Source organism: Modestobacter sp. SSW1-42 (assembly GCF_046635825.1).
GTDB lineage: Bacteria > Actinomycetota > Actinomycetes > Mycobacteriales > Geodermatophilaceae > Modestobacter.
Genome location: NZ_JBISCA010000005.1, coordinates 1 through 16,723, shown reverse-complemented (window position 1 = coordinate 16,723; position 16,723 = coordinate 1). Strand labels below are relative to the sequence as shown.

The following is a 16,723-nucleotide window of genomic DNA, read 5'->3' as shown; positions in this document are numbered from 1 at the left end:
GACGACTGGCAGGCTGGTCCAAGATCGTCTGGCGTTGCCGGGCGTACCGGATGTCGCCCCGCTGTGAGAACGCATAACCGGGCGGGTCTTGCGGGACGCCCGGGTACGGGCGCCGGCGCTGGCCCGCTGTTCCCGCTGGGGGTTCCCTGTGCGGTCGACGGCGGATCTGTCCCTCAGGGCGGCTTTAGGGCTACGCGGCTGACGCCTGCAAGGGCTCCATGCGCGTCACAAGAGGACGCGGCCGGGGGTCGCAACCGGCGGCGACTCGCGATGGAGGACCGCACGGTCACGGCGTCTATTGCGCTGCGCGTCCAGCCCAACAGCCGGCGGAGCTACGCCTACCTGCGCTGGTCAGAAAGTGGCCGCAGCCCGGAGCGGTACGTCGGGGACCTCGACGCGCTTTACCGGATGCCCGACTTCCGTCGCGCAGGGCGGCTGGTCTTGGAGGGTCAGCGCCTGTCGGCCTGACTTTCGACGCCCTGCTGCCAGACCGCCAGGATGTCTGGTCGCAGTTCTCGGCGGCGCGCTCGGGGGCGCGTGCCCTCGTTGATGGACGTCACAAGCTCACAAAGCTCGGCCGCGCCGTCCGGCCGCCATCCTCGGGCCAGCGCCCAGCCGTAGATCTCGTCGGCCATCAAGCGGTACCCGGCGTCGTGCAGCGTCAAGAGGGCGGTGACGGCGATGTCACGGCCGTACCCGGCAAGCCCATTGCTCTGATTGATCCCGTTCGTGATCGTTTCCAGCCCGCGCTCAACGATGGGGTCTCCGACCGCGAGCTCCGAGGGTGTGCCGTGCAGCGACGGCGATAGCAGTTCCGGTTGCCGCGCCGCGCGCCAGGCGGCCACGTCCTTCTCGTTCCAGGTCAGCACGCACAGCGCGCTTGTCCGACGGTCTGCGTCCAGGTTCGCCAGGTGGTCCCGGTCAGGCCAGGCGGCCAGCACGGGGCCACCAGACCAGCGGCAGCCGGTGAACGTTCGCCACGACTCTGTCTGGACGCGCTCCGATAGCTCGAGGAGCGGTCCGTCGAAGCCGTCGGTGTTCCTTCGGGGCACGAACAGGAGCGGCTGGCCGCCGAGGCGCTCGGCCGTCCGCAGTAGCCACTGGGCAGCGCGGGCGACGGACCGGCTGTCGTCTGCGGGGTGAGCTGCCAGCGCGCGGGGGATCGTGCGGACCTCTTCGAACACGGGGACTCCCTTGTTGCTTGGAAGTCGCCAGCGTCGCAGGGACGTACGACAAAACTGGAGCCAGCGACGTCCTAACGGCACGGTGGGGATGAGGCCTCGGCTACCTGGCGAGAACGGAGGGTCGAGCGGGGCCACGGACGGCTGGTGAATCTGTCGGTCCACCAGGCTAGCCTCGACTCAGGTCGTCCTGCTCTGTTGACGTCAACGCGCTGAACTATTCGAGTCTGTCACTCCTGGAATAGAATCCTGGCGGATTGAATCAAGATTAGCTAAGCCACATGGGGGAAAGCAATGCACGACTCAGGTGCTCATTATCGACGAACAGACTTGCAGGTCCATACTCCACGTGACGCCGCGTGGAAAGGGCCGAGACCGTCGGACGACGGTAGTCGGCGAGCTTACGCTGAGTCGTTCGTGGCGGCATGTCGCGAGAAGGGGCTGCAAGCTGTCGCGATAACGGATCACCATGATCTCTGCATGGTTCGGCATATTCGAAACGCCGCTAATGCGGAGACGGACTCTCTGGGCAACCCGCTTCCTGGCGATGAACGGCTTGTCGTCTTCCCTGGGATCGAGTTGACTCTCGGCGTGCCGTGCCAAGCCCTTCTGATTCTTGATGCGGACTACCCTGAGGATCGGTTTGATGGGGTCCTGGAGGCGCTGGCGATCTCGATCGTGAGCGAGACTCAAGACCGACTCCCGGCCGTGTCGGGGATTGAGCACATCACGTCACTCAAGGCCTTGTACGACCATCTCGACCAGCGCGACTACATTCGCGGACGCTATATCGTCCTGCCGAATGTGACCGATAGTGGTCACCAGACGCTCTTGCGAACAGGCCTCCATGGCAAGTATAAGGAGATGCCTTGCGTCGGAGGTTATCTCGATGGCTCAATCGAGAAGCTCGGAAGCGGAAACCGCGATATTATCGCGGGCAAAGCGAAGGCCTACGGCAACAAGCGAATCGCCGTATTTCAGACCTCAGATGCGCGGTCGAGCAACTTTGCTAGTTTGGGTAAATTCTCAACCTGGATCAAGTGGTCGGTGCCGACTGCTGAAGCAATTCGGCAGGCGTGTCTTGCTGAGGAGTCGCGGATCGCTCAGGCTCAGCCTCAAATCCCCACGGTCTTTGTTTCGCATCTGCAGGTAAGCACATCCCGGTTCCTTGGCCCGCTGGACTTGCGGCTTAACCCTCAATATAACGCCGTTATTGGAGGACGGGGGACCGGAAAATCGACGATTCTGGAGTACATTCGCTGGGCGCTCTGCGATGACCGTCAAGCCCAGGACGTAGCGGAGGAGCTCGCCGATCCTGCTGCGCGCCGTAAGCAGCTGATCGACGCAACGCTGGGGCAACTCGACGCCTCCGTCGACGTGCACCTGGTCAAGAACGGAATCCCACACGTCGTCCGGCGGTACGCGCGCACCGGCGAGGTTCTCATTCAGGTGGGCGATGGCCCGTTCGAGAAGGCGCGCGATTCCGACGTGCGTGCGCTTCTGCCGATCCAGGCATACTCGCAGAAGCAGTTGAGCAGCGTCTCTGTGCGCCGGGATGAACTAATCCGTTTTGTCACTTCTCCCATTGAGGGTCGGCTGCGAGAGTTACAAGCGCGCCTGGAGGAGGTGGAGGCTCGCACCCGCCAGAACTACGCGGCCCTAGAGCGCTCCCGCCTCCTTGAAAGGGCGATCACTCGCGCAACGCTCGAAGAGGCCTCCCTGGGGCAGCAAGCCGCAAACCTACGGGCGGAACTGTCGGACGTCTCAGCTGAGGATCGGGCGACACTTGATCTCAAGCCTCACGTGGATGCAGCCAGGGACACTGCTCAACAATGGGATGATTCGGTCGCCCGTACCGCGACGGAGTTGGCCGATCTAGCATTGGCGGCGCAGGTCCGCCTCGGACAACTCGCGGCCCCACTCCCGGAAGCGCTTCAGTCGGACGAGTCACTCGCGGCGAAGCGCGCAACGGCAAGCGCGTTCCTCAACCGCGCCGTGCAACTCGCCGAAGCCGCCGCTGCCACGTTCAGCAGTGATTCCGGGGTGAGGGTCGCCTATGACGTCGCCGGTCAAGCTTGGGATGCGCGGGTTGCCGCTTTCGAAGCACAGTATGCGGAGGTCAAGGCTAAAAGCAGTGTTCACGAGGCGAGGCTTCAGCAGTTGGAGGAACTGGAGCGGGGGCAAGCGGCCCTTCGCTCCCAGATTCGGCGACAGCAGGAGGAGCGCTCCGCCTTGGGTGATCCGTCGGCGGAGCACCAGACCCTTCGAGTGCAGTGGCTAAACGGTCTCTCCGAGCGCTCGGTCGCCCTGGAAGAACAGTGCGCACGTTTAAGCACGCTTTCCGACGGACTACTTCGGGCCACCGTAAACCGATCTCGGGGCGTTGAAGTGATTGGGGACCGCGTGCGCGCTGTCGCGCAAGGCTCCGGTCTCCAGCGGGCCAAGGTTGAGAATTTCGTCGCAGCGTTGGCGACTGAGGTTGATCCTCTGGCTAGCTGGGAAAAGGTGCTCGAAGACTTCGAGCTCCTCGTCGGCCTAGACGATTCTGTCGAGGTGACGTCAGAGATGATCCCGATGGCCGCACGGCTCCTCGGTCTTCCTGAGGTCAAGCGCTTTCGGGCTCGCCTAACGCCCGACTCATGGTTGGATCTTGCGCTGACGCGCATCGAAGACCAGCCGGTGTTCGAGTATAGGACGCGCGAGTCGGAGTACATCGACTTCTCGTTGGCGTCCGCTGGCCAACAGGCCACCGCCCTTCTGCGCGCGCTGCTCAACGAAGCTGGCCCGCCCCTGGTCATTGACCAGCCCGAGGATGATCTCGACAGTCAGGTGATACAAGACGTCGTAACATTGCTCTGGAGAGCGAAGGGGAGCAGGCAGATCATTTTCTCCAGCCACAACGCGAACCTCGTAGTCAACGGGGACGCGGAGTTGGTCATCTGTTGCGACTATCGCACCACAAATGACCAGTCTGGAGGTCGCATCAAGCTTACGGGTGCTATCGACGGCGAGCTGGTGCGTGCGGAGATAACGAAGGTCATGGAGGGCGGAGAAAAGGCGTTCCGGCTGCGGCAGGAAAAGTACGGCTTCTAAGCGGACCGCGTCGCGGTGTCCTCAAGGGTGGAGTCGTTGAGGTCGGGCTTACCGGTCGAACCGGGACAGGAAGTCGTCGGCGAGGTAGCGCCACCCGTCCGCAGGCACCTTACCGTCAATGCTCTCTGCGATGGCGTCGTAGTCCAGCTCCGCATCGGCCCACTGGGGTCGCGCGTAGACGTTGACCGTGCCGCCGGACGTATCCCAGTAAAGGTTGTAAACCTGCTTGCGCTCGTCGGCACGCGTCATAACCCGGACGCCGTCAGAACCGTTGCGCAGATCGGTGCTCACCTGGGAGAACTCGGTCCGGTATGACCAGCTCCGCCATGCGCCCTCGAAGGCCAAGTCGAGCATCACCTTGTCGAAGCGCAGCTCGTCTCGGCCGCACATGAGCATGCCCAGGGCCATGCCCTCCGAGACGGCGTTGCGCTGCTGTGAAGATGTGAGCTTCATGATCATGGACGCTAGCCTGGCCCGGCGACAATTCGGCGTCGGCGCTGACGAGACCACGGAGCGTCCCTACCCTTCGGGCCTGCTGGGCTCCCGTTGGCTAGCGTGGCGCAGTTGGAGCCCGGCGTTGATCAGTGCGCGGCGCACCGTCGTGGCATGGACGGGACGGTCCTGGCTTCGAAGTGTTGGGCCTGCGCGGAGGTCCGCCACAGTGCGCCTTTGGCGTGGTCGTCGAACGGGATCAGGGCCAGCACGCTTGCGGCCGCGGGCTCGCCGTCATCCGGCCGGCGAGACAACGACGCGGTCGCTTCGCCCGCTGCTTGCCGGTCCCCGGTAACCCGGCCGGTCGGGCTTTTGGCGTCCAGGGCGATGGCTGCCATTCGGTGTCTCGTAGGCCGCCCTCAGGGACAGGTCCGGGGCCTCGGTCCCGCGTCACCGTAGGTGGATCCCTTTGTGTCGGTCGAACGACGGATCTGTACCGAATGCGACAGGCAGAGATGACGTCGTCCGGGCTGCGACTTCCCGGGCAGCTGACGGCGCCGCTTGGTCGCCCTGTGGAAGCTCCCTACCTTCCTCGTTAGCACCGCTGGCGGGATCCACGCCGAACTGCAGGCTGAGAATGAGGTGCCGCGGATGCTGCGAGCTCAGCTGTCCGCGTGCTGGCCGTGAGAGTCTGCCGCCCGGTCACTGGTGGAGATGACTCAGTAGCGCAGCCGGGGATTTGGACGTTGGCGTCGCCGTCCTGTGCCGGAAGCGCTGCTCTCGCCCGTCGGTCAACCTCGCTGCGTGCCTGAGCGGCGTCGAAGACCTCGGACAGCGCGATGTCAGGCGCGATGCCGGTGCGGGCCACCAGGGCGGTGAGGTGGGCCGGCCAACTGGTGGACGGGAGGGCGGCGATGACTTCGGCGGCGCGACGTGTGGCGTGGACCTGACCCTCGACGGTGTCCAGGCGGTCGGCGTAGACAGCAACGCGGGCGTCAATGAGCGTGCGCGCCAGGCTGGGAGAGCAAGCAAGGGCCTGGCGCAGCGCGGTGGCGCCAGCCGTCTGCAGCATCTCGGCGGGATCCTTGCCGGTCGCGACGGCGAGGTGGCGTGGGTCGTCACCGCAGGCGGTGAGCTGCCAGAAGATGCGTTGCGCTGCCGTCTGTCCGGCAGAGTCGGCGTCGGTGGCGACGATGACCCCCGGTCGTCCTTCGCCGATGAAGGGGCGCAGTCGGTCGACCTGTACATCGGTGAACGCGGTACCCAAGGGCGCGATGCCGACGTACCTGCCGTCGCCAGCCAAGGTGGCGGCCAGCGCGTCGAGGGGGCCCTCGACGATGACGGGGACGGCGCCGGCCGTCAGGGCTGTGGCGCCCTCGGTCAGGCCGTACAGCTCGCACCCCTTGGTGAACAGGTCGGTCTCGGGGGTGTTCAGGTACTTGGGTACGGCTCGACCGGCTTCGTCGCCGTCCTGCGCGGGGTTGCGGCGGCCGATCCAGCCGTGAATCTCCGCGCCGTCGCAGATGGCGAAGACCAACCGGTCGCGGAAGCGGTCGATGACCCGGCCGGTGGAGGCGTAGCTGCCCAGCCCGGCGGCGACGATCTCGGTGTCCGTGGCGCCGAGGCGACGCAGATGGTCGGTCAGCTCAGTCCAGCCAGCGGGTGCGTAGCCGAGGGTGAACCGTTCGTCGTCGGCGAGGTCGGTGCCGAGCCGGCCGATGAGGTAGGACGGCGCCCACGAGTCGCGGAAGCAGGCGGCGAAGAAGTCAGCGGCCTGCTCGTTGAGCTCGAGGAGGCGCTGTCGGTCAACGCGGGGTGCGTCGCCCAACTCGGCATGGCCGATCGCGCGACCGGTGTCGGCGGCACCAGCGGGTTCGTCCTCGGGCGGCCCAGGGGCGTCCGGCTCGTCAGGTTCCGCGAGACCGGCCAGCCAGTCCCCATCGAGGACGCCGTCCGGCGTCGGGAGCTGGTCGAGGTCGTCGGGCGGCGAGCATGTGGTGGAGCGGTCGCCTGAAGTCGGATCGGTGAGCAGGCCGATCCGCCACACCAGAGCGGTGGTCAACTCCTCGGGACGCAGCGGCTCGTCGTCGGGGTGGCCGGCGCGCAGTAGGTCGTACGCGGTGTTCAGGAGCTGCTCTGGGGACCAGCCGGTGAGGCGGGCCGAGCTGACGGCGGCGACCAGCGCGGGCCACCCCGGATCGCCGAGCACCCGGTCGGCAGACGGGCCGCCGACGACGGCGGCCAGGACCGGCGCCCAGTCCGGGCGCAGCGTCTGCGCCGAGACGGCACCGCCTGAAAGCGCGGCAGGGGAGAGGTGCCCGGACAGCCGCCACCAGAGCGCGGCGGCCGGCTGCTCGTCGGGCAGGGGACGGTAGCCGGCGGCCCGGACCAGCGAGGTGACGTCGATGCCGGCGCGCTCGGCGGTGCTGAGACGCTCGGCGAGGGTCGGCCAGTAGGGGTCGGCGGTGAGGCGCGGGTCGATGCCGTGGGCCAGAGCCGACCACCCTGCGGCGGCCGTGCCCGGTTCACCGAGCAGCCGCTCGACGCGGGCGTTGAGGGTGCGTTGGGCGCGGGCGTCGGCGGCCGCGGGCAGTCGGGGGCCGGTGGGGCGCCGGTCGGCGCCGTCGACGGCGTGGGCCGCGCGCCAGACGGCGAGGTCGGCGACGAGGTCAGGATCGCGGTCGAGCAGCGGCAGCGCCCAGGCGGGGGCGCTGGCCGGGGTCCAGGCGGGGGCGCTGGCCGGGGTCCAGGCGCGGGCCCCATTGATGACGGCGGTGGCGAGCGCGGCGACCTCGTCGGCGCGGTAGGTGAGGTAGGCCCGCCATCGGGGGTCGGTCCGCAGCGTCTCGGGGATGGCGGGCAGCCACGGCAGTGGACCGGTTCTGGCCGAGTGGTGACCGGCGGGGTCGATGCGCCAGTCGAGGACCGCTGCGGCGTCGCGGGCGTCGTGCAGACCGCGCGGCGAGGCCAGCGCCCGCCTGAGGAGATCGATCGGGTCCTGGCCGGCGATAGCGCACAGCGCTAGGTGCGCGCGTAACACCGGGTAGGCGTCCTGCGCGGTCAGTCCGGGCACCGCGGCCTCGGCGGCGTTGTCGATCGCCCCGAGCGCGGGGGACCCGAGCCGGTCCTCCGCAGCGGTGCTCAGCGCGTGGGAGTACCGGTCGGCGCTGGAGGAGAGCCGGGCGGCTGGGTCGGCCAAGGCCCGGCTGTGGCTGGCGGCCGAGGTTTGGCTGCCGTCGCGTCCGAGGACCCGGGTGAGCAGCTCGACGGCGGTGGGCGGCAGCAGCGCGTCACGGGTGATCACGCTGTGCGGATCGCCGTCCCCAGCGGTGAGGAGGAAGACGTGGTTGGCGTGTCGGCCGCGGGTGAGCGCCACGTACAGCAGCTGGCGGGTCTCCGCGCCGGTGGCGACGGCGTAGCAGGTGTCAGCCGTGACGCCTTGGGCGCCATGAACGGTGGTGGCGTAGCCGAGGGTGACGTGCTCGGTGACGTAGCCGGCGGGCAGGGTGACGTGCCGGCCCGTGCGCTGGTGGACGACGTCGAGGGCTCCGCGATCGTGGACGGCGGTGACGGTCCACCGGTCGCCGTTCTTCACCCAGTCGGCGGCGCCGATTGCCAAGGTGCGCTCGTTGCGTCGGGTGATCACGGCGTCGCCGGTGGAGGCGGACATCGAGTCGGCCAGGGTGACCTCGCGGCCGATTGGTCCGGTTTGCCGGGCCAGGCGATCGGTGCGGGCGCGGGCGTTCAGCTCGGTGACCAGCTCGCGGGTGGGGGCCAGCATGATGGCGTCGCGGCCCGCGGCGCGGTCGGTGGCCCAGGCGGTGTAGGCGTGCTCGGTGACCGTGGCGAGGTCGCCGACGTGCACCCGGCCGTGGTCGACGTAGTAGGCCAGCGCGGCCGGGTCGCCGTCGCGCAGCGCCAGCGACGCCGCGCCCTCCGCGTGGTTGGCACTGCCGGTCTCCGGGTCGGTGAAGCGGACGACCTGGGAGAGGCTGACCGCGCCGTGGGTGGCGGCGAGGTCGCGCAGCACTCCGCCGGCGCCCACGGCGGCGAGCTGCTGGTCGTCACCGATCAGCCGGACCGACCCGCCGACTGCGGTGACGTGCTCGACCACGCGGGCGAGGTCTGCGGTGCCGGCCATGCCGGCCTCGTCGATTACGACGAGGGTGCGCGAATCGATAGTGGGCAGCCAGGGCGGGACGTCGAGGTCGGTGGTCAGCGCGTGGATCAGCTTGGCCAGGGTGTCGGTGCTGGCGCCGATCTGCTCGCGCAGCACCGTGGCCGCCGCCGCGGAGGGAGCCAGTCCGACGACGTTGCCGCCGCCGGCGCGCCAGGCGGCCGACAGCGTCCGCAGCGCGGTGGTCTTGCCGGTGCCGGCCGGCGCCAGTGCCAGCTGCACCGGCGCGCCCGACGTGGCCAGCTCACGGACCAGCTGCACCTGGCCCGGGTTCAGCGTCACCCCGTTGGCGACCGACTCCAAGAGCGCGACCTCGACGGCCGCAGCAGGGGTGACATGCCCGTCGCGTCTGCCGGCCGCGGCGAGGATGAGTTGTTCAGCGGCGAGGATCTCGCTCGATGTGTACAGCGCCGAGCCGGCCGCGACGTACACCGACGTGCCGTCGGAGCGGCGCAACGCGGCGGGTTCGTCGGCGACGGGCCGGCCTGATGTCACCCCGCCGTCCAGGCGGATCGACAGCGGGGGTGACAGCGCGGCCGTGACGACCGCGTCGACCGCCCGGTCCACGTCACTCAGTCCGATTCCGGCGGCCCGGGCCTCGCGCTCTGCCTCGGCGCGGACGTGGTTCTCCTGCCAAGTCGCCCGCGCGCTGCTCAGCACCGCGAGCACCTGGTAGGCGGTCTCGGTCACCCATGCGCCCGTCGGGCCGCGTGAGCGGCCGGGGGTACCGCGCAGGACACCGTCCAGGTACGCGCGCAGTCCCGCTTCGCCGCCCAACGTGGCCAGCGCCTGTGCCCGCCACGAGGCGCGTTGCTCGGCGTGGGAGCGCGGCTCGTGCTTGGCCTGGCGGGTCTCCAGGTTGGCCCGCTGGGCCAGGGCCGTCGCCTCGACCGTGGTCGGTGGGCGGCCGTGGTCGGCCTGGAACCGCATAGCCAGTGCCGCGCGGCGGACGTCGATGGCTCGCCGTCGTGAAGACCAGAGTCGGGGGAGTGGCCCCTCGATACCGACGATCTCCCGCACCGGCCGTTTGCCCGGCTCGGTGCCGGGCCGGTCGGCGAAGCGGACGCCGAGCCGGTCGACGACTAGCGCCTCCAGCCGGGTGTTGTAGCGCTCGGAGGCGGCGACCTTGTTCTTGTAGATCGGTCGCCCGTCCAGCGCCAGCCACCGGCCGTCGAGGGTCTGCACCTTGTTGCTGATCGCCACGTGGGTGTGCAGGTCCGGGTCGCCGGCACGGGAGTCGCGGTGGGTGAACGCCGCCGCGACCAGTCCTCGGACCTCCACCTGTGCCACCCCATTGCGGCCGACACGGGTGTAGGTCGCGTGGTCCTCCAGCCACGTCAGCGTGTCGGCGACGGCGTCGGCATGCGCCTGCTCGATGACCGCGGCGACCTCTGGCGGGGCGATAGCCCAGAGCGTGGAGACACTCTTGACCGGGCTGAAGGTCAAATCGTAGCCGGCCACCGGGGTCGTGGCCTGCCGGGAGATTCGGGCTAGGTGGCCGGACAGCTCCCGGGCGTCGGCCGGGGGACGGCCATAGCTCTCGATGAACATCGCGCCCGCCACGGCTGTGCGGATGCGTGCGCGGTCCTCGTCTGGAACCGGGGTGACGGCGTCCAGTCCGCGGCCGGAGTTGTACTCGCGGAAGCCCTCGGCGCAGCGACGGCGGAACTCATTGGACTGGTCGAAGACCCGGTACGGCGCGCCCAGCCGGCTGGCCTGATCAACGTGCTGCGCGTCCTTGCCCGCGAGTCGGGCCGCTCGCTCGATCTCCTCGGCGTTGGGGTGACGTCCCCTGCCGAACAGCGCCACCATCTGCGTCTCGGTGACCCGCTCACCGAGCGGGAAGTTCGGCACACCGGCAAGGCCGCGGCCCATCCAGACGCCCGGGGCCTCGCCCCGCTCGCTGTAGTAGTCGCCGAGGCTCCCGAATCCGCGTGTCGTGGCGTCGTGCGCAGCCACTTGGCGGGTCAGATACGTGTACCCGTCGCCCGCGGTGAGCTTGTGCAGCGTCATCACGTCCTGACGCTAGGAAGCTCTGTCCCACCAAAATCATCCTGGATGCACTAGGTGTGTGGCACTCGATCTTGAGAAGTCTGTGGCACTCGATCTTGAGAAGTCTGTGGCACTCGATCTTGAAAATTCTCCAGTGGGCCTGACGCTTGGGCGAGCACCGTGGCAGTCGGGCCCTACAACGGCCGTTTTCGACCGCGGCCGTGGCGGCGAGTTGACGGTGCGACCGTGCGGTTCCAGCGCTGCACGACCTTCGCAATCGCAGCGGCGTCCGTCATGTCGACCGTCGCTGCGAGCACTCGCTTCTCGACCTGGGAGGGACCTGCAACGCGCCGCCGGCCAAAACCTGCGCCGCTACCGGCAGCGGCGCGGCCTGTCACAGGAAGCCTTCGCGGACCTGGTAGGGGTCCACCGCACGTACATGGGCGGCCTCGAGCGCGGCGAGCGGAACCTAACGCTTAGAGCGGTCGAGCGCATTGCAGCCGTCATAGAGGTCGATCCGCTGCACCTCCTGCTGAGCGAGGCGCCGTCACCCTCAGTGAAGCGCGGGCCGACTCGGGGCGCGGGGCCGGCATGAGTGCACGCTCGTTGCGGACGACCCTAGGCCGACCCGTCAGCACCGTCAGTCGCAGCGATCCCGGCCGCCTCGCGGTCGACTAACGTTGCGCCGCTGAGTCAACGGCACCGTGGCAAGCTTCGCTGGTGCGGCACGGGGCTCGCTAGCGCTCGACGACGACCGGCCTGTGGCTTCGCCGCGGCGAACCACGGAGACGACTGCAGGTGACGGACGTGAGTGAGGTGACGGGCTTCCATGGCACCAGTCGCCAGGCTGCTGAAAAGATCATCGAGCAGGGATTCCGTCCGAGCCGCAACGTCTACGACTGGCTGGGGGATGGCATCTACTTCTTCCAGGATGGCTTGGAACGGGCCCGAGGCTGGGCGAAGCAGGAGCACGGCGACGATGGGGCGGTCTTGCGGGCCAAGATCAGCCTTGACGGCTGCATGGACCTGCTCGATCGTCGTTGGTTCAGCGTTCTGTCGGAAGCCCATGACACGGTGATCACGCTGCATCGTCGAGCGGGTCTGAGACTGCCGACGCAACAAGGGGGCGCTCACGGCATGGACAGGTTGGTCATCAACATGGCGGCGGAGGCCCTCTCTGATGATGGGCAACCGATTCGAAGCGTGCGCGGCATCTTCCAAGAGGGGCGCCCCGCCTTCCCGGGTTCCGCTCTCTTCGACCAGGCGCATATTCAGATTGCGGTGCGTGACCCTGCAGCCATCACCACCCTCGAGCTCCTGGCGGCCGACACCCATGACTGACGTGTCCCGAGCTCACGACATCGTGACGGCTCATCTCGCGAGCCTCAGCAACGACGATTACCTCGCCGCGGTTCGGCGGTACGAGCCAGAGCTACTAGGAGAGGGCGCGATGACTGAGGACGCTGGACTGGCTCAGCTGGGGCTGCCTGGCCTCGAGACGACGGAGACAGCCAAGGTCTTGGCGCTGCGGCCCCGGCCTGAGCACCATCCGTTGAATGCCTACCTGGCGTCGGCGCTGACGGGCCTCGAGGGTGCCGAGCGGCAGCTCATCTTCCAGCTGTCGGACGCCGTCTCGCTGGTCTGCCAAGACCTCGGGATCGAGCTGTACGAGCCTCGCAAGAAGACCGACCCGGTGCACCACCCCGACGTCGAGGACACCGAGGTATTCCACGTCGATCGAGAGCGAGTCCTGCGCTCGGATCTCTTGATCTACCTGGCCCACTATCCAAGTACCGGAGCCGGCGAAGAGCTGACCTTCGCCTACGACGCCATGGTCCCCATCGTCGTGGTCGGGCACAACGAATCACGCATCAGTCGGATGGTCACGGGGATCCCGGGGACCGTGGTAACCGTCTCGTATGACGAGCCGGAGGAGTTGCGGGCCGGCCTGCATGAAACCCTGCTGCAGCTGCGCCCCCAGCTTGTGCAGCGCAAACTCGCTTATAGCGATTACGACGTCAACATCATTGGGGACCGGATCCGCCAGCTCAGGGAGGCGAAGGGGCTCACGCGGGAAGACATCGTCAAAGTGAGTAGCGATCGCCACCCGTTGAGCGTGGAAATGCTCGCGCGACTGGAGCAGTCCAACGACAAAGACGCCAATCCCAGCTTGCTGCAACTTCGTGAGATCGCTACAGCTCTCAGTACGACTGTATCGGATTTGGTCGAGCCTGACATGGACGAGCTCATTATCAACAACTTGAGCACCTGGGTTACCGATCGGCAAGCCGCCCGCTTCGGCGACATTAGTTCGCGCGACCGCAACAAGTTGCTCCGCAGGGTGCTCCTTCGCCTCATTGACAGCCTTGAGGATGACTAAGGCCATGCGGGGCGCTCCGGCGGCCACGGACAACGCTCCTCGCTGGTCGCAGGTCGTCGGCAGGAGCGCATCTCAAAATGAACTTCCGCCGGCCGACGCCGTGGCAGATGCCGTCCGAGCAGCGGCGCAGCAAGCATCAGCGCCGGTGGACTTGAACTCCGTCCTACGGCAATGGCCGGGGCTGCGCGTCTCAATCGAGGATCTCGACGGCACGGGCTATCTGCTGGACCTAGGGCAGCGCGGCGGCGAGATTTTGCTGCGGTCGCGCGACTCTCGGGGCCGGCGGAGGTTCACCTTGGCGCATGAGCTGGGGCACTGGCTACTTGGTGCCCCTGCCGTGCCTCCGCACGTCGGTGGCCACGATAGCCCGCGGGTTGAGCGTTGGTGCGAAGAATTCTCGGTCAACCTGCTGCTACCCAGAGCCTGGCTTGCGGAAGATGTCGAGCGCCTAAAGACGCGTCCCCACTTGGCTCGTCACCTTGCGCGCCTGCCAAAGCGCTACGGCGTTTCGCGCGCCGCTGCCCTGCGGCGTGTCGCTGAGGTCAGCGACGTCAGCATCTTCCTTCGTGACTGGACCCAGCCTCGCGGAGTCTTGGCCGCCTGTTTCGTCAGCGACCAGCCTGGACCGGCCCGCGATCTCGTGGCCCTCAAGCGCTGGGCGGAGAATCTCACGGTGCCCCTGGGCGAGTCGGAGCCGAGGGCGGTCGGCGGGGCGCTGGTTGTCTCGAGCGCGTTTATAGCGGATCGTAGTGAGACTCTGATTGCGAGTTTTCCAAGGCGTGAGGCTCAGCAGAACCCCACACCTGCGTAGCTGCGGCTATGGCCGCGGCCGCGATAGCCTGAATGACCTCGCCCTGGTCTGCGCTATCAAAGGCAAACTCGGCCCCGAGATACCGCCGCAATGCGGGTTCGCTGTCGCCTGATGAAGGCGTCATACATTCCTAGATCAGCAATTAAGGCCTTATGGAGAAATAGCAAGTGTGCATACCTAGCGATCATGTCAAGCCATCTTCGGGACTTGTCGGTGTCGGTTATCAGGGCGCTAGCCTCGATGACTTCGTGAGGCGCCTGGTTAACGCTAATATCGCCACGCTCGTCGATGTGCGTTTGAATGCAATATCTCGACGCAAGGGCTTCTCGAAGACCTTGCTCGCCTCAACCGTTCGAGCAGCAGGGATCGAGTATCGGCATCTGCGTGTGCTTGGCAATCCGCCGGCCAACCGGGCTGGCTTCAGCGACAACACCGGTGCCGCGGGGCGATTGGCACGTCAGCGCTATGGCGATCTGCTCACCCAGCCGGAGGCGGTGGAGGCGCTGTGCACGCTGTCGACGCTGGGTCAGGGGCAACGCGTCGCCGTGATGTGCTTCGAGTCTGACGAGACGTCTTGTCACCGAAGCATCGTGCTGCAGCGGGTTGCTGAGATTGCCGGCCTGAGCGGTCAGAACAGGGGCAGTGCCGCCGCCTCGAAGGCTCTTGGGTAGTACGTGCCGAGAACGCTGAAGGTGCGGCGCTTCTGAGCATCAGCTTGGTTGCCGACGTAGAAGGCCGGTGAGCGAGTCGAGCCGCACATGACTTCGAAGAAGTTGTGGACGATGGCCGCCTGCAGTTCTGCATCGCTCGCCAGCGCGAGCTTCCGCTGCAGTGCCGTCAGCTCCCAATGGGACTGCTGCACGGATAGGTGACAGGTTGGGTCAGGCGGCCTGAGCTGCCTGTGTGGGGTCGATGATCTCGTATTCGATCGGGGTGAGGCGACCGAGGGCGGCTTGGCGTCGTCGACGGTGATAGGTCCGTTCGATCCAGGTGACGATGGCGACTCGTAGCTGCTGGCGGGTGGCCCAGGTCTGCCGGTCCAGGACGTTCTTCTGCAGCAGTGCGAAGAAGGACTCCATGGCGGCGTTGTCCCCGCATGCGCCGACCCGGCCCATCGAGCCGACCATCTGGTGACGGCCGACAGCCCGGACGAATTTTCGGGACCGGAATTGAGATCCTCGGTCGCTGTGAACGATGCAGCCGGCCACGTCCTGCCCGGCGGTGCGACGCATCGCGACCGCGTTCGCGAGGGCGGCGACGGCGAGCCGGGACTTCATCCGGGAGTCGATGGAGTAGCCGACGATGCGGTTGGAGTGCAGGTCTTTGACCGCGCACAGGTAGAGCTTGCCTTCGCCGGTCTTGTGCTCGCTGATGTCGGTCAACCACACGGTGTTGGGCGCATCGGCGCTGAACTGGTGCCGGGTCACCCCGTGCTCATCGACGGTGGCCAGCAGGTCGTCGTGGACGGGCGGGCCGGCCTTCTTCGCCTTGCCGCGGCGGGGCTTGCCGAACGCTGACCACCAGCCGTTGGCCGAGCAGATCGCCCAGGCCGTCCGCGCCGCCATCGGCTGCCCGTTGTCGGCGGCCTCCTCGACCAGCAGCCGGTAGCCGAACTCCCGGTCATCGGTGTGGGCGTCGAATAGCGCGTTGGCCCGGTGGGCCCGCTCGAGCTCCCTGGCGGTGACCGGGGCTGCCAACCACCGGTAATAGGGCTGGCGAGCCAACCCCAGGACCCGACACGTCACCGTGACCGGCACCCGCACAGGGGTGCCGACCGCGGCCAGCTCACGGACGAGCGGGTACATCATTTTCCCGGCAGGTTCGCCTGGGACAGGTAGGCCGCCGCCCGGCGCAGGACCTCGTTCTCCTGCTCCAGCAGCCGGATCCGCCGCCGGGCATCACGCAGCTCGGTGTTCTCCGCCGCGGTCGTGCCGGGCTTGATCCCGGCCTCGACATCAGCGGCCTTCATCCAGTTCGTCAGGCAGGACTCACTGATCCCGAAGTCCGCGGCGACCTGCTTGAGATGGGTGCCGGGCTCACGGTTGCGGGCGACGTTCACGACGTCGTCGCGGAACTCCTTGGGGTAGGGCTTGGGCACGGGGAACATCCTTCCAGCGGCACCTGTCGGCACCACAGATCAGATGTCACCTACTCGTGCAGCAGTCCCAATCGATGATGCCCTGTTCGTGGGTGCGGCACCGCGCGTCACCGCAGCGATAGCGGTACTTGGCGGTGAAGCGCGGCGCTGCGATGGCGGTCTTGGGTGCGCCGCCTCCGAATAGTTCGGGCTGGTTGACCCACTGGTCCAACACGTCCTGCTGTTTGGGAGTCCAGCCGCCGTGCCGCGAAATCTGCAGACCGAGGATCTCGGCAGGCCGTACGAGAGCCAATGAAGGTGCATTGGGGTTCTGGCGAACAGCGTCCAGGACGGCACACATAGAGTCGGTCACCAGCGGCTCCAAGTATGGCACTCGACGGTGCCAACCTTTAACGGACTCGCCCAGTCGAAGGGACGATGCATCGATGCGGTGGCTTGACGGCGCTCAGCTGAAAGTCCCCAGACCTGCTCACTGAAAGTCCCCACCCGTGGAGCTCCGCCGAGACGGCGGGGGCTCCTCCGAGGATGGCGGTCTCTGACCACCGCACCACCTCGAAGG

General features: G+C 67.4%; 14 protein-coding genes. 7 read left to right on the top strand and 7 right to left on the bottom strand.

The features are described from left to right. Window positions 1-270: 270 nt before the first annotated feature. Window positions 271-468 (top strand): hypothetical protein, encoded by a 198-nt coding sequence (locus ACGBYP_RS17360; RefSeq protein ID WP_411586083.1) that lies wholly within the window; start codon window positions 271-273, stop codon window positions 466-468. Here the strand turns inward: ACGBYP_RS17360 and ACGBYP_RS17355 are convergent. Beyond that, entirely contained in the window at window positions 450-1,184 is a 735-nt protein-coding gene (locus tag ACGBYP_RS17355) for a hypothetical protein (protein ID WP_411586082.1), read from the bottom strand. The genes ACGBYP_RS17360 and ACGBYP_RS17355 overlap by 19 nt on opposite strands. A gap of 291 nt (window positions 1,185-1,475) precedes the next feature. On the opposite strand from ACGBYP_RS17355, the gene ACGBYP_RS17350 reads away from it, so the two are divergent. Next, window positions 1,476-4,274 carry a TrlF family AAA-like ATPase gene (locus ACGBYP_RS17350; RefSeq protein WP_411586081.1) on the top strand — a complete coding sequence of 933 codons (2,799 nt, stop codon included), beginning with the start codon at window positions 1,476-1,478 and terminating at the stop codon, window positions 4,272-4,274. 48 nt (window positions 4,275-4,322) lie between these two features. Here the strand turns inward: ACGBYP_RS17350 and ACGBYP_RS17345 are convergent, their stop codons facing one another. The 3 genes from ACGBYP_RS17345 to mobF form a co-directional block, all read right to left on the bottom strand. Then, complete coding sequence (locus ACGBYP_RS17345; RefSeq protein ID WP_411586080.1) at window positions 4,323-4,733, bottom strand: hypothetical protein; 411 nt, start codon at window positions 4,731-4,733, stop codon at window positions 4,323-4,325. Between the two features lie 122 nt (window positions 4,734-4,855). Further along, window positions 4,856-5,104, bottom strand: coding sequence for a hypothetical protein (locus ACGBYP_RS17340; RefSeq protein WP_411586079.1), 249 nt, complete (start codon window positions 5,102-5,104; stop codon window positions 4,856-4,858). A 197-nt stretch (window positions 5,105-5,301) separates the two neighbouring features. Beyond that, the gene (gene mobF / locus ACGBYP_RS17335) at window positions 5,302-10,896 is read right to left on the bottom strand and encodes a MobF family relaxase (protein ID WP_411586753.1); all 5,595 of its coding nucleotides are present in this window, start codon (window positions 10,894-10,896) and stop codon (window positions 5,302-5,304) included. A gap of 58 nt (window positions 10,897-10,954) precedes the next feature. Here mobF and ACGBYP_RS17330 point away from each other — a divergent pair, with 58 nt between their 5' ends. The 5 genes from ACGBYP_RS17330 to ACGBYP_RS17310 all read left to right on the top strand — a co-directional run bounded on the left by ACGBYP_RS17330 (window position 10,955) and on the right by ACGBYP_RS17310 (window position 14,737). Beyond that, a complete protein-coding gene (locus tag ACGBYP_RS17330) occupies window positions 10,955-11,470 on the top strand; it encodes a helix-turn-helix domain-containing protein (RefSeq protein ID WP_411586078.1) in 516 nt (171 codons plus the stop codon). A gap of 212 nt (window positions 11,471-11,682) precedes the next feature. Continuing rightward, complete coding sequence (locus tag ACGBYP_RS17325; protein ID WP_411586077.1) at window positions 11,683-12,216, top strand: hypothetical protein; 534 nt, start codon at window positions 11,683-11,685, stop codon at window positions 12,214-12,216. Between the two features lie 109 nt (window positions 12,217-12,325). Beyond that, window positions 12,326-13,255: a helix-turn-helix domain-containing protein gene (locus tag ACGBYP_RS17320; protein ID WP_411586076.1), complete on the top strand. Its 930-nt coding sequence runs from the start codon at window positions 12,326-12,328 to the stop codon at window positions 13,253-13,255. After that, window positions 13,248-14,066 carry an ImmA/IrrE family metallo-endopeptidase gene (locus tag ACGBYP_RS17315; protein WP_411586074.1) on the top strand — a complete coding sequence of 273 codons (819 nt, stop codon included), beginning with the start codon at window positions 13,248-13,250 and terminating at the stop codon, window positions 14,064-14,066. The genes ACGBYP_RS17320 and ACGBYP_RS17315 overlap by 8 nt, the downstream gene beginning before the upstream one ends. 248 nt (window positions 14,067-14,314) lie before the next feature. Next, window positions 14,315-14,737 carry a DUF488 family protein gene (locus ACGBYP_RS17310; protein WP_411586073.1) on the top strand — a complete coding sequence of 141 codons (423 nt, stop codon included), beginning with the start codon at window positions 14,315-14,317 and terminating at the stop codon, window positions 14,735-14,737. On the opposite strand, the gene ACGBYP_RS17305 is transcribed toward ACGBYP_RS17310, so the two are convergent. From ACGBYP_RS17305 to ACGBYP_RS17295, 3 genes are all read right to left on the bottom strand, one after another. Continuing rightward, window positions 14,695-14,928: a hypothetical protein gene (locus ACGBYP_RS17305; RefSeq protein WP_411586072.1), complete on the bottom strand. Its 234-nt coding sequence runs from the start codon at window positions 14,926-14,928 to the stop codon at window positions 14,695-14,697. The two genes, ACGBYP_RS17310 and ACGBYP_RS17305, sit on opposite strands and share 43 nt — an antisense overlap. A gap of 19 nt (window positions 14,929-14,947) precedes the next feature. Then, window positions 14,948-16,164, bottom strand: a protein-coding gene (locus tag ACGBYP_RS17300; RefSeq protein WP_411586071.1) for an IS3 family transposase whose coding sequence is annotated in 2 segments (ribosomal slippage) — window positions 14,948-15,877 and window positions 15,880-16,164 — 1,215 coding nt in all. Because the reading frame shifts where the segments join, the coding sequence is not laid out codon by codon here. A gap of 46 nt (window positions 16,165-16,210) precedes the next feature. Beyond that, on the bottom strand, window positions 16,211-16,516 hold the full coding sequence (locus tag ACGBYP_RS17295) for a hypothetical protein (protein WP_411586070.1): 306 nt from the start codon (window positions 16,514-16,516) through the stop codon (window positions 16,211-16,213). Window positions 16,517-16,723: the final 207 nt, after the last annotated feature.